Source organism: Pseudomonas sp. PDM10 (assembly GCF_014852295.1).
Taxonomy (GTDB): Bacteria; Pseudomonadota; Gammaproteobacteria; order Pseudomonadales; family Pseudomonadaceae; genus Aquipseudomonas.
The window spans coordinates 247210-262319 of record NZ_JACVBJ010000004.1 but is presented as its reverse complement, the minus strand read 5'-3'; the positions used below and the strand labels follow the sequence as shown (position 1 = coordinate 262319).

Sequence of the window (15110 nt, the reverse complement as noted above, 5' to 3'; positions counted from 1 at the left end):
TAAAAGATCCCGGTTAATTGCGCCGGGAAATAAACAGGCCCGAATTGTTAATTCGAGCCTGTTTATTTATGGCTGGCGCAACAGCTATCAGTTTTCCAAAGGGATCAATACTTTTTCGTCGGGCGCTAACACCATAAATACCAACAGTTTGGCGGGTTTGGTGGCACTGGCATTTTTCGAGACCAAATGCTCCGAGCCGGCTGGCTCATACCAGTATTCACCGGCCTTGTAAGTGATCGGCTTTTCGCCTTTGACCTGGGAAATGATTTCTCCCGAAATGACGTAAGCCATGGCCGTGCCGTCGTGCTTGTGGGCGATGGATGATTGGCCGGGTTTGTAATCGACTTCGATCATCAGCGCTTTTTTGCCCGGTGCGTTTTTCAACATCTGGTCCTGCAACACCGTGACCTTTTCCGAAGGGGCGGCTTCGTGAGCGTATGTCGCGGCGCAAAAGGTCAGGGCCAGGGCGGCGAGGGGCGCAGCACAGTAGCGTAAGGCATTCATGGGTTATCACCTGCTGTGGTTAGAGTCAGGGACCACAGTAAGTCTCGGCCAAGGCCAATCAAACAGCCAATTTTCGTGAAGGCGAGGGGACCAATCCTGCGCGTTGAAAAAACAAGATCGCCGCCTCCAGCTACTTCTACAGAGGTACCCATAGCCCTGTAGGAGTAGCCGAAGGCGGCGACCTAATTTTTAAACGATAGGAAAGCTGTTGAAGTCGACGCTGTTGGCCAGGCGGCTGTCGATCAGGCTGATAAAGCCTTGTACTTCAGGGCAGTTAAAATGCATGTGCATGGCCGCTTCCGATTGCCAGCGGGCACTGACCGTCCAACGGTTGCCGTCCTCGGGGCAGCGGTCGACCATATAGGAATCGCAGCCCGGTAATTCGCGCAGGGTGTCGACGATTTTTTGCAGTTGCTTACCCAGTTCGTCCGAGCGGCCGGCGGCGGCCTGCACCTTAACGGTATTGATCACTTCGTTGGACATTGCTCACACTCCTGAATCAGGCCGGACGAATCCTGCTCATTGAGGGATAACGTTTATGCAGGATAGGCCTGCATTCCCGGACCACCAATAGCCAATCGCGGGATAAAAACGCAGACCAATTCGTCAGGCGACATGCTGCAAAATGTCCCGCAGGCGGTCCAGGGCGATGTCGATGTCCAGGGTTTCGATGGCGCCAAAACCGAGGAACAGCCCGGACTGCGGCGCTTGCTGATAGAAAAAACTGTCGATGGGATACACCCCGACTTCGACCTTTTTTGCCAGCTCGATCACCAATGGAATATCGATAGACACTTTGCACATAACCACCATGTGGAACCCGGCGGTGGTCGGAACCGCCTCGAGCCACGGTGACAGATCGCCGGCCATGCGCTCAAGGATCCGCTCACGGCGTCCGGCATAGATCGTATGGCAGCGCCGGATATGCTTGAGCAGACAACCTTCGGCGATGAACTTGGCCAGCGCCCATTGGGGCAGGGTGGACGTGTGCAGGTCGGTGAGCTGCTTGGCGCGAATGACCGCTTCGAGAATTGCCGGCGGCAGGATCGCATAACCCAGGCGCAGCTCCGGTAGCAGGGTTTTCGAAAAGGTCCCGACGTAAGCGACGATGCCGCGTTCATCCATGCTTTGCAGCGAATCGGTGGGCCGGCCTTCGTAGCGGAATTCGCTGTCGTAATCGTCCTCGATGATGATCGCGCCCAACTCATGGGCCCGCTCCAGCAGCGCGACCCGGCGCGCCTGGCTCATCGGCATGCCGAGCGGAAACTGGTGCGACGGGGTGACGTAGATCAGGCGGGTGCCAAGGGGGATCTTGTCTACTTGAATGCCTTCGGCGTCCACCGGGACGCCGATCACCGTGGCGCCGTGGGTACCGAACAACAGGCGTGCGGGCGGGTAACCGGGGTCTTCCATGGCGACGATGCTGCCGGGCCGCGTGAGCACCCGGGAGATCAGGTCCAGCGCCTGTTGCGCACCGTTGCACACCACCACGTCTTCGTCCTGGCAATTGACCCCGCGGGAAAACGCGATGTGCCGGGCAATCGCATTGCGTAACGCCGGCAGGCCTTCGGGCAAACTGTAGAAGCCCTTGGACGCAGCGATCTGGCGCAAGGCGTGAGCGGTGCAGCGCCGCCAGTCATCCTGGGGGAACTGGCCCTTGCTGGTGGCGCCGCCGATGAAGTCGTAACGCAACGAGCCTTCCAGCGTCGGATGGCGCAGAAACACTGGCAAGTTGCGCCAGGACTCGATGACCTCGGCACTGGCCAACTCCGAATGGCTCTGCTTACGGGTGATTTTCGCCGGTCGGGCGTTGACGTAGGTGCCTTTGCCGATGACTCCGGTGAGGAAGTTTTCGTAGGTCAGTTGCGTGTAGGTGTCGGAAATGGTCTTGCGCGAAATGCCCAATTGTTCAGCCAGTAAACGACTGGGCGGCAGTTGCGTCCCGGCTGCCAGACGGCCGGATTCGATGGCGCTGCGCAGTTGGTTGTACAACTGGCCTGCCAGGTCCTTGCGGCCGTTGATGACAACGTGAAGTTCCATACCGGCGAAGCTCCTGGGGCGATTGAGGCGCGTGTGCGTCGGGCCAGATTACCCGCATGAGCGCCTGCGCAAAAGTTGCGTGGGCGAAAAACCTCCGATTGGTCTGGTGCCTGAGTGGTCCACGGGTATTTCGCAGAATTGGATCTGTAACACCTGCGTATCAACGCCTACCTTGAGGGGGCACACATTCGATCCACGAGGTCACGCCATGAACGCCCGCCTGGATTACTACAGCGCATCGCCCAAGGCGATGAAAGCGATGATTGCCATGGAGGCGTTGACCAGCAACCTCAGCATCGAGCCGGCCTTGCTGCACTTGATCAAGATCCGAGCCTCGCAACTCAATGGCTGCGCTTTCTGCACCGACATGCACTCGGTGGATGCCCGGCGACTCGGCGAGACTGACCGTCGCTTGTATTCGATCGTGGTCTGGCGCGACAGCGGCTTCTTCAATGCGCGAGAGCGCGCGGCGCTGGCCTGGACCGAAGCCGTCACGTTGCTCTCTGAAAGCCATGTGCCGGACGACGTTTATACGCAGGCCCGGGAGCAGTTCAACGAAGGCGAGATGGTCGACCTGACCATCGCCGTTACCACGATCAACAGCTGGAATCGACTGGCGGTGAGTTTTCGACAAACCCCTGGAGGCTGAATCGATTTTCCGCTCCGAGTGTCACGTCAGGTTCATAAACCCTGCGCAGGATGAGGCTCTCAAGGACAGATCGACAGGGAGTCAGCGATGCGATTCATGGAAACCACAGCGCGTCAGCGAGTTGCCGAGTACCGCTTGCCCGTAGAAAAAACCTCATCCTGGCGCGCACTGGCGGCAGAGATCGATCCGGTACTGGCGCAGTCTTTTCGGGTCAGTGCCCGTTGCGGCTGTTTCATTCAGGCGGCCCGCAGTCTCAATATCAAGGCCACCCAACTGCGTAAACAACTGGCGCAGCTTGAATCGCAACTGCAGTGTTCGCTGTTCAGCCACTCAGAGAATGGCGTTGCCCTCAGTCGTGACGGATTGCAGCTGCAATCGCAGTTGATTGCTTTAGCCCACGAGCGCGACTTGCCGGTGATCGAACAGCCGTTGATTCGCCTGGCCGTCGCCGAATCGATCCTGCATGACATTCTCGGTCGCGATCTGGTTGCCTTGTTGCGGCGCAACGCCAGCGTGCGCCTGGACATCATCACCCTGGACAGTGAACTGTCCCTGCAAGCGGTCAGCGCCGATGTGGTGCTGTGGCTGGCCGGCACCGAATCACCGCTGCCCGGCCCGAGTTTTGCGGTCAGCGAGCTCCGGCGTCTGGCACGGCTCGACTACCTGCCTCACATCGCCAAACGGTATTCACGGGTCGCGTCGCGGCCAGACAGCCTCGATGACCTAGCGGATTTCCTGTTGGTGCAATGGCAGCATGACCGTCAGGTCGACTGTTTCCGGCCGTGGAATACCCTCGTGGACCAGCGCCTGGCCGGGGTGGTGCAGTTGCATTCCTATTCGCTGATGCTGGAGATGATCCGTTGCAGTGCCTGCATTGGGCTGCTGCCCGGATACATCAGCCGCTTCGATCGCGGCCTTATTGAGTTGCCGGGACTGTTCAGCCAACCGATGCAGCGTCAGGTGTGGATGGCGGTTAATGCCGAGTCCGAGGGTTCAGCGCAGGTGCAGATGATTGTTGAGCTGATCCAGAACACCTTCAACGAGCGCCGAGAGTGGTTCGAGGGGTGACCGCCATCCAAAATGTGGGAGCGAGCCTGCTCGCGATAGCGGCTGGACAGTCGACATCAATGTTGAATGTGATGGCCCCATCGCGAGCAGGCTCGCTCCCACATGGATTCTCGCCATATTGGAAGTAGGCGGTATAGAGTGGGCGGCCATGTCTGTCTCAAGGATGAATCACCCATGCCCGCCACTGACGCTGTCATCACCCTCGAACGTTTCAACGACTCCCACATCGACGGCATTACCGCGCTCTACAACGACCCGGCCATTGCCCGTCAGGTGCTGCAAATGCCGTTTCAGTCCACCGAGGTCTGGCGCAAACGCCTGGCGCCGGACAATGAACGTGTGGTGCAGCTGGTGGCGCTGCATCAAGGGGCGGTCATCGGCAATATTGGCCTGGAGCAGTTTTCGCGGATCCGCCGCAGCCATGCCGGCAATCTCGGCATGGGCGTAGCGACAGCCTGGCAGGGCAAGGGCGTCGGCTCGAAGCTGTTGGCGGCGGCGTTGGACATCGCCGACAACTGGATGAACCTGCAACGGCTCGAGCTTTCGGTCTACGCCGACAACGAAGCCGCCATCGGGCTGTATCGCAAGTTCGGCTTCGACACCGAAGGGCTGTTTCGCGACTACGCCGTGCGTGACGGCGTGCTGGTGGATGCCTTGAGCATGGCGCGGCTGCGTCGCCCGCCCAAGGCCGGTTGAATCACTCACCCAACGCGAACGCCACCGCTGCCTGTGCATGCAGTTCGGTGGTGTCGAGCAAGGGCAGGGCGCTGTGCTCGGGTTTGATCAGCAGGCCGATTTCCGTGCAACCGAGGATGATTGCCTGGGCGCCACGTCGGATCAGTGATTCGATGACCTGCTGATACACCTTGCGTGACGCCTCGCTGACCACCCCGACGCACAACTCGTCATAGATGATCCGGTGGACGGCCTGACGTTCATCGGCCTCCGGCACCAGCACGGTCAGCCCCATCGAGGTCAGGCGTTCCTTGAGGAAGTCCTGCTCCATGGTGAACGCTGTGCCGAGCAATCCGACCTTCAGCGCACCAGCCTCGACGGCAGCCTGACCCACCGGGTCGGCGATGTGCAGGAACGGAATACTGATCGCTGCCTGAATCTGCCCGGCCACTTTGTGCATGGTGTTGGTGCACAGCACCACGCAATCGGCGCCGCCCGCCTGCAATCGCTGCGCCGCATCCACTAGAATCGCCGCCGCTTCGTCCCAGCGCCCGGCATGCTGGGCCTGTTCGACAGGGCCAAAGTCGACGCTGTACATCAGCAATTTCGCCGAACGCAAGGGCCCGAACCGGTCGCGCACCTGCTGGTTGATGAGACGGTAATACTCGGCGCTGGACTCCCAGCTCATGCCGCCGATAAGGCCGATGGTGCGCATTGGTTTTCCTCAAGCTATGGCCTGCATTGACAGGCTTGGCTTGGGAGTTTCGATGTGTTCAAGGGCAGATGCCAGTGAAAAATAAACTGTAGCGCTCATCTTTCCGGGAAGTGTCATGGTGCCTTTTCAGGCAAGGGGGTGACATGGTTGCATCCGGCGGCCAACGTCTTCTCATACCCTACATCAGGTCGCCACGGCTCCAGGTTCCATTGCGGTTTGTCTCTTGCTATCGCCAGATGACAAATCAATTGATGGCGCATGCCATGGGTGTTTTTCCAATAGCGGCTGTTGGAATAGTCGCGGGAGAGTTCGTCCCACAGGTAGGGCGTCCCTTCTGGCGGTGTCCGCCTCGCACAGGGTGTGGGCGTAATAGAAAATGACCACTCATAGTCCCGATAAATCCACTGTGCACCTTCCACGTATTTCACACAGCGCTCCACGGTAAGGATGTAACTGTCAGGCGGGTCAGTTCTATTTTGCGCATACAGGGATGCACTCAAAGTCGACATCAACCCAACGCCTGACAGGGTATGACGGATAACGTTCAGTCCCGTACGAAAAGAGCGCGACGTTAGAGTGTTCATTGAGTCACCACTTGATCTGCGGCGACGAATGTAAAAGTAGCAACGCCAGTGGGGCTATTCGCGGGTGTCAGGCGAATGATCGGTACCACGATTTTGGGATTGGTCGAGTTGTAGAAGTCCCGTTGGTTGTACTGCGCATCGGCGAGCGGTTTCGTGTCGGTACCGCCGTAAATGTAAAAGAATGCCATGATCGGAAATGTATTGGGGCGACCGGGAGTCCAGGTCTTGATAATGGTTTCGTTATGCCCGTTAAACCCCGTAGCACCCAGCAGGCTCTTTGCTCGAAGGGATTGATAAAACGCCGGTGCTGCCAGGGCGTTGCGGTCATCGGTAATGTCGAAACCGCATTGTCGTAGGTTCGGGTTGCCGCCCGATATGTTCCATACAGCCAGCCATTGTTCTGCAGTGGTCACGCCCGCGTTGTGGCAAAGTTGACTTTGAACGGGGTAATCGCGATGGGGAACACAGACTGACGTTTGGCTTCGATGCCAGGTCCATCCGTCCATGGGATACGAGCACAGGTAGTCCAGGTCGATCTTGTCGGCGGGTGCTTCAAAGATGGGGTACAGGATAAAACCATTACCGTAGCCCCAGGCCAGTCGTCCAAAGTTGGTATCCGCTCTTAGGTAAGAGAACGAAACACCACCACTTTTTATCGACGTGGGGCTCGGGTCCCATACTTTATATTGGTTGGCTGGGTCCTTAACCGTAACTCTGAGTGTGACGCCCGAACAAAGAAATGCAGGTTGTGAATTCGAATTATTGCAGTTGGCAAATTTCCTGCCGTAAAGCGTATTAAGTTGTGCTGCGACAGTGATGCCACTTTGCGTACTGGCGTTGTTGAAGGCGCCGATTTCATTTTCTGAATGTCGATCGAGCTGGCTGCAGCCAGCTATTAAAGCGAATAAAAGAAACCCGATTGTTTTAAACATGACAATCCCCTTGTGGAAGCCGACGTCGAAGTGGCGCGGCTTCAATAGTGCGTTTGTTTGTTTGCGCTGTTTAACTAAAGCGGATCTGCATACGTGGCGGTTATAAAGTAATCCTTAAGCACCATGAGAAAATAAGCGGCTCATTGGTGTCGGTCTTTTTAAGCGTGCAGTTGAACATGACCGGGAGGCCACGATTTTCAGTCAGCCACGACTGGGGAACCGCTATATTGGTGTAAGACGGCTGGATAATGTTGAACTCTTCACTGTAGCGAGTGACTTTGCCAAACACTGCAAGACGCACTTTGTAATCGCCATCCAATGTGGGGTAATACGCCCTGATGTTCAATTTGTCTGAGGAAAGCGTGGGTTCTGGAAGGTGATGCTTTTGGGGGGTGACCCTGATGCGTAAATCTTCAGAAGGCAAATCCTTGGTCGTACCTGGCAGCCTGACTGTGTAGCTGACCTGCGCACCAGTACCAATACAATCGACAACTTCCAGCCTGGGCACCAGGAATTTCAGGGTCTGGCCTGCAACGGAGACAGTTTGTATCTCGCTGCCATACGTCGAGTTTCGCCCGAGCCAATAGACTTTGACGGTTTGTCCGCGGGCGGACCCGGTAAAAGCGACTTCGACGGTGGCGGACGTGGCTTCGTAAAAGTCTTTTTCGAAGTTTAATACAGTACCGTTCTGTTCCTTGGCTTCCAGCACTTTGGGTGGCTTAAGATCGAGTTGTTCTTCTTTCAGGTGTACGTCTACCTCGATACTCGCGGACGCGCCGGATGAATTACCTAGTTGATCAGTGACCCTGTACCAGAAGGGGGTGCGCGGGTTGTCGCCGGTTTTTTCGAACGTGGGGGTGAAGAGCGTCTCGGTTACAACCGGACTGCCTGGAAGGGCTTCCCCGGGAGAAACTTTATGATCAACATAGGTTGTGCCAACGGTCAGGCGAATATCGTCATGGGCGCGTCTATTGGGATAATCAAACCCGACCACGACACCGCGCTCCGCCTGGGCTTTACCCACGCCGTTGGTCTGCACATCGGCAGAGACCTGAACTTTGCTCATTGCATGGCCGGGTTCTCCTGGTGCAAGGGTATGGTAGAGAACTTTTAATTTCAGCGACTCTTCGGGTGTTGTCTGACCTACCCTCAATACTTGGTAGAAGATCTCGTTGACACCGTCGTGAAGTATGCCTTTGGGGATATACAGTCGAACACGAACGTCTTCCTCGTCTGGCCCAATGGTTTTGCCAGTCACGGGGGTTGCTCTGCCGTCCACGAACAGATTAACGCGTTCGTCTACAGCCTTATTGAGCCAAGGGTCAATAAGGCATAAGAGTCCCTCAAGATGTTCTTCAAAGAGGGAAAGTGGGATGCCCCCATGCGGATTGGAGTCATGAATGACTGGCGTTTTCCACCCTGGGATTTTCACCAGAAAAAGGACCAGAACATTGCTGTTGGTTTGATACTCCATCACCTGCCTCCTTGAGCGTAACTTTCACCATCCCGGTTATTTAGGTGGCGGTTCTATCAAACACTCGCTCAAGCGAGTTGGCTACTGTCAGATATGACAGGTAAAGCTGCATAAATTGTGTTTTTCGGTACCGTTTGTCGTAATTTCCCCGGCCACTCACGCATCAGTCGCCGTTTTAATTGAACAGTCCTGTGCTCAATCTGCCATGCTTAAAAACCGCAGCACCGCTTCATCAAAGGAACACCGCAATGGACGACGTACAGCAACTGGGTGAGATGCTTCGCCATTACGCAGAAAGCGAAGCGCACAAGAAGCAACTGTTCGAGTCGCAATCGGCCGTGTGGGCGACGCGCATTGGTGAACTGTTCGATCAGATCCAGCAATGGCTGGAACCGGTCCAGGCGCCGAATCTGCTGGAGGTGAGCCGCGAGGCCTATGTCGCCTCGGGACCGAGCGTGCCGGTCGAAACGTCGACCTTCAAGACCGAGAAGCTGTCCATTGTGATCGCCGGTAAGCCGGTGGAGTTTGTGCCCGATGTGATGGGTGCCGGCGGTCAGATTTCGCTGGCTGTGATGGGCTTGACAGCGGCGCGGTACGGCAGCATTTCGCTGGTGTGCCTGCCACCGTCCAGCAGCTGGCAATGGCGCAAGACCAATGGCTTGAAAGACCCGGATACCTTTGCATTCGATGCGAATTTTCTGGCGCAGCAGTTGCAGAGCCTGATTCCCCGCGAGCGTGGCTAAAGTCAAGAACCACCCCTCATCGGAACGCCGCCCGCCCATCCCTCTCCCCAGAGGGGAGAGGGGGAAAGGGTGCAGATCTCCGTGGCTTTCAAAAGTTAAGTTCGACTCGGTCTGTCAGGTCGATGCAACTCGAATCAACACCTCGGTCAGTCCCCTCTACCCCCTGGGGCGGTCCGACGTTTCGGGAGGGTTAGGGTGAGGGGTGGCCTTAGCTGACTCCCCTCAAACCTCCAAATCCCCCCAGCCTGGTTTTGCTTCTTCCGGCGCCACAGCCTTAACGCTCTTACCCGTCGCCAACTCCACCCGCCGCGCCACCCCCGGGTCATCGGCAAACGGAATCAAACTGGCTTCATCCAGACTCTCTATCGTCTGGTGTTTCAGGCAGTATTCAACCGTCAGCCAAAGCCCCACGACCCCCAACACATTCAGCACGACCTCAATCATCTCAAGCCCCTCGCCTCAGGCAATCTGCGCTTCGCGGTGGGCCATTTCGATGTCCGAAACCCGCACCGTGCGCCAGACGTTATAAGCCATCAACAACATGCCGCTGAGGAAGAACACACCGCCGACGAAGCGCACCACGAACCCTGGATGGCTGGCCTGCAAGGCTTCGACGAAGGAGTAGGTCAGCGTGCCGTCATCGTTGATCGCACGCCACATCAAACCCTGGGTGATGCCGTTGACCCACATCGAGGCGATGTACAGCACGGTGCCGATGGTCGCGAGCCAGAAGTGCGCGTTGATCAGGCCGATGCTGTGCATCTGCGTGCGACCGAAGATTTTCGGAATCATGTGGTACAGCGAGCCGAAGGTGATCATCGCCACCCAACCCAGAGCGCCAGCGTGGACGTGGCCGATGGTCCAGTCGGTGTAGTGGGAGAGGGCGTTGACCGTCTTGATCGCCATCATCGGCCCTTCGAAGGTCGACATGCCGTAGAAGGCCAGGGACAGCACCAGAAAGCGCAGGATCGGGTCGGTGCGCAATTTATGCCAGGCCCCCGAGAGCGTCATCATGCCGTTGATCATCCCGCCCCAGCTCGGTGCCAGCAGGATCAGCGACATCGCCATGCCGAGCGACTGCGCCCAGTCCGGCAGCGCGGTGTAGTGCAAGTGATGCGGGCCGGCCCAGATGTACAGGGTGATCAGCGCCCAGAAGTGCACAATCGACAAGCGATAGGAATACACCGGCCGCCCAACCTGTTTCGGCACGAAGTAATACATCATCCCCAGGAACCCGGTGGTCAGGAAGAAACCCACCGCGTTGTGCCCGTACCACCACTGCACCATGGCGTCGGTCGCCCCGGAATACACCGGATAGGACTTGAACCAGTCCACCGGAATCGCCAGGTGATTGACCACGTGCAACATGGCGATCACCACGATAAACGCGCCGAAGAACCAGTTGCCGACGTAGATGTGCTTGGTCTTGCGCTGCACCACGGTGGTGAAAAAGACGATGGCATACGCGACCCAGACCACGGTCATCCACACCGCGCCGGAGAACTCGATCTCGGCGTATTCCTTGGTGGTGGTGTAGCCCAGGGGCAGGGTGATCAGCATCACCACAATCACCGATTGCCAGCCCCAGAAAGTGAATGCCGCAAGCTTGTCCGAAAACAGCCGCACTTGGCAGGTACGCTGTACCGCGTAGTAACTGGCGGCGAATTGCGCGCTGCCGGCAAAGCCGAAAATCACCAGGCTGGTGTGCAATGGGCGCAAGCGGCCGAAGGTGGTCCATGGCAGGTCGAGGTTCATCTGCGGCCACACCAGTTGCGAGGCGATCCACACCCCCATCGCCATCCCCACGACACCCCAAACCACGGTTGCCACGACGAATTGGCGGACGACCTTGTAGTTGTAGGCCTGTCCGATTGTTGCTGTGCTCATGGTCAATGCTTCCACGGTTGCAAAGTCTTGCCAGGCCACCCGGACTGGCATGTCGTGCACTGTAGAAACCTTGCGAAAAACAAAACAGGCTCAGGAAAACATCATTTATGCGGATCAGACTTAAGGTAACCCTGCGGCCATCTGCCACAACCTGATACGGTTTTTTAGCGTCCAACTGAATCTGTAACGCATTGCGCCGCAGGTCCATAGTCACCTCAAGAAAACGGGCCATAGAGCTTCTAACTCACCCAAATCCCTGTGGGAGCGACCTGTGGTGAGGGGATTTAGCGAAACGTCGCACCGCCCCGTTCGGCTGCGAAGCAGTCGTCAATCCGGACAAAAGGATCTGTCTGGACGGACGCGGGGCCGCTTCGCGACCCAACGGGGATAAATCCCCTCGCCACAGGTCGCTCCCACAGGGGTTGTGCAGAGCCCGATCAATCCTGATGAGGTAGCCACATGTATCAGTACGATGACTATGACCGGGCCCTGGTCTTTGAGCGGGTCGCGCAGTTTCGCGATCAGGTCGAACGCTTCATGGCGCAGGAGTTGAGCGAAGAAGAATTCCTGCCGCTGCGTTTGCAAAACGGTCTGTACATGCAAAAACACGCCTACATGCTGCGCGTGGCGATTCCTTACGGCACGTTAAGCGCGCCGCAAATGCGCACGCTGGCGAGCATCGCCCGGGATTACGACCGTGGCTACGGCCACTTCACCACGCGGCAGAACATGCAGTTCAACTGGATCGAACTGGCCCAGGTGCCGGACATCCTCGAACGCCTGGCGCAAGTGGAAATGCACGCGATCCAGACCTCCGGCAACTGCGTGCGCAACATCACCACCGAAGCCTTTGCCGGGGTGGCTGCGGATGAAATGATCGACCCGCGACCGCTGGCGGAAATCCTCCGGCAGTGGTCGACCATCAACCCGGAATTCCTGTTCCTGCCACGCAAGTTCAAGATCGCTATCTGCTCGGCGGAGCAGGACCGGGCGGCGATCATGATGCATGACATCGGCCTCTATCTTTACCCGGGACCCGACGGACAGATGTTGCTGCGGGTCATCGTCGGCGGCGGGTTGGGGCGCACGCCGATCCTTGGTTTACAGATTCGCGAAGGGTTGCCGTGGCAGCACCTGCTGTCCTACGTCGAGGCGGTGCTGCGGGTCTACAACCGCCACGGTCGGCGCGACAATAAGTACAAAGCGCGGATCAAGATTCTGGTCAAGGCGCTGGGCATCGAAGCCTTTGCCCGGGAAGTGGAGGAGGAATGGCAGTACCTCAAGGACGGCCCGGCGCAGTTGACCGATGTCGAGTATGAGCGCGTGGCCAGTGCTTTTGTGCCGCCGGACTATCGCGCTCTGGCGGACACCGACCTTGATTTCGGCACACGCCTTTCCGAAAACCCGGCCTTCGCCCGCTGGGTGTCGCGCAACGTTCAGCCGCACAAAGTGCCGGGCTATGCCAGCGTGGTGCTGTCGACCAAACCGGGTATTGCCTCGCCGCCGGGTGATGTCACGGCCGAGCAAATGGAGGCGGTTGCCCGTTGGTCCGAGCAGTTCGGTTTTGGCGAAATTCGCATCGCCCATGAACAGAACATTGTGTTGCCCGACGTGCCCAAGGCTGATCTCTACTCGCTCTGGTGCCTGGCCTGCGAACAGGGCCTGGGCTGCGCCAATATCGGCTTGCTGACCGACATCATCGCCTGCCCCGGCGGCGACTTCTGCGCGCTGGCCAATGCCAAGTCAATCCCCATCGCGCAAGCCATACAGGCACGCTTCGAAGACCTCGACTATCTGCATGATCTGGGCGACATCAGCCTGAACATCTCTGGCTGCATGAACGCCTGCGGCCACCACCACATCGGCAACATAGGCATTCTGGGGGTCGATAAGAACGGCAGCGAGTGGTACCAGATCACCCTCGGCGGTGCTCAGGGCAAGAACAGCGCATTGGGCAAAGTCATCGGCCCGTCTTTTAGCGCCGCCGAAGTGCCCGAGGTGATCGAGCAAATCATCGCCACGTTCGTCAATTACCGCGAGAGTGAGGAAGTGTTTGTCGACACCTTGCAGCGCATCGGTCTGGAACCGTTCAAAGAGCAGGTCTATCCGAAGCTGCTGGAGGTGTCGGCATGAACAATTTGCTGCGGCTGGAGGAGGGTGTGGCGCGGATTGTCGCTGATGATCCCTGGACCCTGGTCAGGAATGTCAACGATGAATGGCCGGCGGGTGCGGTGATTCTGCCGTTGGCCCGTTGGCTTGAAGGGCCACCGCAAAAGGGCGTGTGGTTGGGGCCGGACGATGAGGTGGAAAGCCTCAAACCGTGGTTTTCACACCTGCCGCTGATTGCCCTGGATTTTCCGAGTTTCCGTGATGGTCGCGGTTACAGCCAGGCGTACTTGCTGCGCACTCGATTGGGCTGGACGGGCGAGTTACGCGCGGTCGGCGACGTACTGCGCGATCAACTCAGCCACATGCGTCAATGCGGGTTCGACAGCTTTGCGGTGCGTGAGGACAAGTCCGCCGAAGATGCGCTCAAGGGCCTGGCGGGGATGAGCGTGCTGTATGGGCGTTCGGTGATTGAACCGCGGCCGTTGTTCAGGCGACGTTGAGGGTTTCGCTTGGGTCGATGATGTCACTTTGGTAGAGTCCGCATCTCATAAGGAAGTCGTACCGAAAGGAGTCTGGTTTGAGTGTGGGCAAGAAGATTTTAGGGTTAACCGCGTTACTTCTGATGTTGACTCTATGGGGCGGTTACTTTTATGTGTTTCAGGAAAACCGCGGCGGGCAGTTGGGTGGCGCGTTCGACAGTTACGCCTGGTGCGGCACGCCACCGGCTGCCGATGCGCTGTCGCTGGGCAAGGATCAGCTGACCCTGCGCATCACCAACAACCTGCGTGGCGAGTTCATGCTCAGCGGCGCGGTGATTGTTTCCGAACGCACCTTCAACCGCTACGACCTGGGCCGTAACGAGCTGCGCTTGCGCCTGGAACCGCTGCAATGGTCCTACGGCGCCACGCCGATTTTCCTCGAACAGGTCAGGATCAAACCCCTGAGCCGTAACCTCGCCTCAGACAACAAAAGCGCCTACGCGGAGCTCGAGCCACGCCCGATTGGCGTGCAGGGGCGCGCCACCGAGTTTCCCTTCGACACCTACCGCTATGGCTATAAACCGGTGCTGTATTACCTCAAGGGCAATGAGCGCATCGACTTGCGCTTCCGCCACATCACCACGGTGATGGAGATGTCGAACACCTTTACGCCTATTCAAAAGTACAACCGGGTCGAGTACATCAATGAGAAAAACTCGCTGGTGCGCGACGAGGATTACAAACCTTACGCCGCCAATGAATGCGCGTTCAGCGTCGAGCGCAAGGGCTCGTTCAAGGTGATTGTCTTGCTGTTGCTGCTGGTCATTTGCCTGCCGTTGATGCACGTGTTTTATCGCGACGAGCCAGGCATTGATTTTCTGGCCACGCTGGTGAGTATCGGGGCGATCCGGGTGTTTCTGGTGGGGCCGTTGCAGGACTTTCAGCTGTACAACATTGACTTCCTGTTCGGTGCGGCGATTTTGCTGGTGGGCACGGTGTCGTTGATCAAGGCGATGCGGGCGAATAGTCGGCGGGAGTTGGCGGCCAAGAGTGGATCGTCCTGGTGAGGATGTGCGGTGTTATTTAGATCCACCCCTCACCCTAACCCTCCCGAAACGTCGGACCGCCCCAAGGGGTAGAGGGGACTGGCCGAGGAGTTTTTTCGAGTTATATCGACCTGAAATTTCGAGTCGATCTCCGGTTTTGAAAGGCTTGAAGATCGGCTCCCTTTCCCCTCGCCCCCGTGGGGAG

General features: G+C 57.8%; 16 protein-coding genes. 7 read left to right on the top strand and 9 right to left on the bottom strand.

What is annotated here, in order from left to right:
* Positions 1–87: 87 nt before the first annotated feature.
* The 3 genes from IB252_RS15695 to IB252_RS15685 form a co-directional block, all read right to left on the bottom strand.
* Complete coding sequence (locus tag IB252_RS15695) at positions 88–504, bottom strand: cupin domain-containing protein (protein ID WP_111451560.1); 417 nt, start codon at positions 502–504, stop codon at positions 88–90.
* Between the two features lie 189 nt (positions 505–693).
* The gene (locus IB252_RS15690; RefSeq protein ID WP_192409451.1) at positions 694–987 is read right to left on the bottom strand and encodes a putative quinol monooxygenase; all 294 of its coding nucleotides are present in this window, start codon (positions 985–987) and stop codon (positions 694–696) included.
* Between the two features lie 123 nt (positions 988–1110).
* Positions 1111–2544 (bottom strand): PLP-dependent aminotransferase family protein, encoded by a 1434-nt coding sequence (locus IB252_RS15685; RefSeq protein ID WP_192409450.1) that lies wholly within the window; start codon positions 2542–2544, stop codon positions 1111–1113.
* Positions 2545–2752: 208 nt separating this feature from the next.
* Here IB252_RS15685 and IB252_RS15680 point away from each other — a divergent pair, with 208 nt between their 5' ends.
* From IB252_RS15680 to IB252_RS15670, 3 genes are all read left to right on the top strand, one after another.
* The gene (locus tag IB252_RS15680) at positions 2753–3193 is read left to right on the top strand and encodes a carboxymuconolactone decarboxylase family protein (RefSeq protein ID WP_008150813.1); all 441 of its coding nucleotides are present in this window, start codon (positions 2753–2755) and stop codon (positions 3191–3193) included.
* 87 nt (positions 3194–3280) lie between these two features.
* Complete coding sequence (locus IB252_RS15675) at positions 3281–4261, top strand: LysR family transcriptional regulator (RefSeq protein WP_192409449.1); 981 nt, start codon at positions 3281–3283, stop codon at positions 4259–4261.
* A gap of 174 nt (positions 4262–4435) precedes the next feature.
* Positions 4436–4957, top strand: coding sequence for a GNAT family N-acetyltransferase (locus IB252_RS15670; protein ID WP_192409448.1), 522 nt, complete (start codon positions 4436–4438; stop codon positions 4955–4957).
* Between the two features lies 1 nt (position 4958).
* Here the strand turns inward: IB252_RS15670 and IB252_RS15665 are convergent, their stop codons facing one another.
* The 4 genes from IB252_RS15665 to IB252_RS15650 form a co-directional block, all read right to left on the bottom strand.
* Positions 4959–5651: an aspartate/glutamate racemase family protein gene (locus tag IB252_RS15665; RefSeq protein ID WP_192409447.1), complete on the bottom strand. Its 693-nt coding sequence runs from the start codon at positions 5649–5651 to the stop codon at positions 4959–4961.
* A 113-nt stretch (positions 5652–5764) separates the two neighbouring features.
* Entirely contained in the window at positions 5765–6079 is a 315-nt protein-coding gene (locus tag IB252_RS15660) for a DUF2599 domain-containing protein (protein WP_192409446.1), read from the bottom strand.
* A 152-nt stretch (positions 6080–6231) separates the two neighbouring features.
* A complete protein-coding gene (locus IB252_RS15655) occupies positions 6232–7167 on the bottom strand; it encodes a halovibrin HvnC (RefSeq protein ID WP_192409445.1) in 936 nt (311 codons plus the stop codon).
* 100 nt (positions 7168–7267) lie between these two features.
* Entirely contained in the window at positions 7268–8641 is a 1374-nt protein-coding gene (locus tag IB252_RS15650; RefSeq protein WP_225607461.1) for a hypothetical protein, read from the bottom strand.
* Positions 8642–8889: 248 nt separating this feature from the next.
* Between IB252_RS15650 and IB252_RS15645 the strand changes: the two genes are divergently transcribed.
* Positions 8890–9384, top strand: coding sequence for a hypothetical protein (locus IB252_RS15645; protein WP_192409444.1), 495 nt, complete (start codon positions 8890–8892; stop codon positions 9382–9384).
* Positions 9385–9606: 222 nt separating this feature from the next.
* Here IB252_RS15645 and IB252_RS15640 read toward each other — a convergent pair whose 3' ends face one another.
* Together IB252_RS15640 and ccoN are read right to left on the bottom strand one after the other, a co-directional pair.
* Complete coding sequence (locus IB252_RS15640) at positions 9607–9828, bottom strand: cbb3-type cytochrome c oxidase subunit 3 (RefSeq protein ID WP_192409443.1); 222 nt, start codon at positions 9826–9828, stop codon at positions 9607–9609.
* Between the two features lie 15 nt (positions 9829–9843).
* Complete coding sequence (gene ccoN / locus IB252_RS15635; RefSeq protein WP_192409442.1) at positions 9844–11271, bottom strand: cytochrome-c oxidase, cbb3-type subunit I; 1428 nt, start codon at positions 11269–11271, stop codon at positions 9844–9846.
* Positions 11272–11730: 459 nt separating this feature from the next.
* Between ccoN and IB252_RS15630 the strand changes: the two genes are divergently transcribed.
* The 3 genes from IB252_RS15630 to IB252_RS15620 all read left to right on the top strand — a co-directional run bounded on the left by IB252_RS15630 (position 11731) and on the right by IB252_RS15620 (position 14926).
* Positions 11731–13404: a nitrite/sulfite reductase gene (locus IB252_RS15630; RefSeq protein ID WP_192409441.1), complete on the top strand. Its 1674-nt coding sequence runs from the start codon at positions 11731–11733 to the stop codon at positions 13402–13404.
* Entirely contained in the window at positions 13401–13880 is a 480-nt protein-coding gene (locus tag IB252_RS15625; protein WP_192409440.1) for a DUF934 domain-containing protein, read from the top strand. The genes IB252_RS15630 and IB252_RS15625 overlap by 4 nt, the downstream gene beginning before the upstream one ends.
* Positions 13881–13957: 77 nt before the next feature.
* Positions 13958–14926, top strand: coding sequence for a hypothetical protein (locus tag IB252_RS15620; RefSeq protein WP_192409439.1), 969 nt, complete (start codon positions 13958–13960; stop codon positions 14924–14926).
* The last annotated feature ends 184 nt before the right edge of the window (positions 14927–15110 follow it).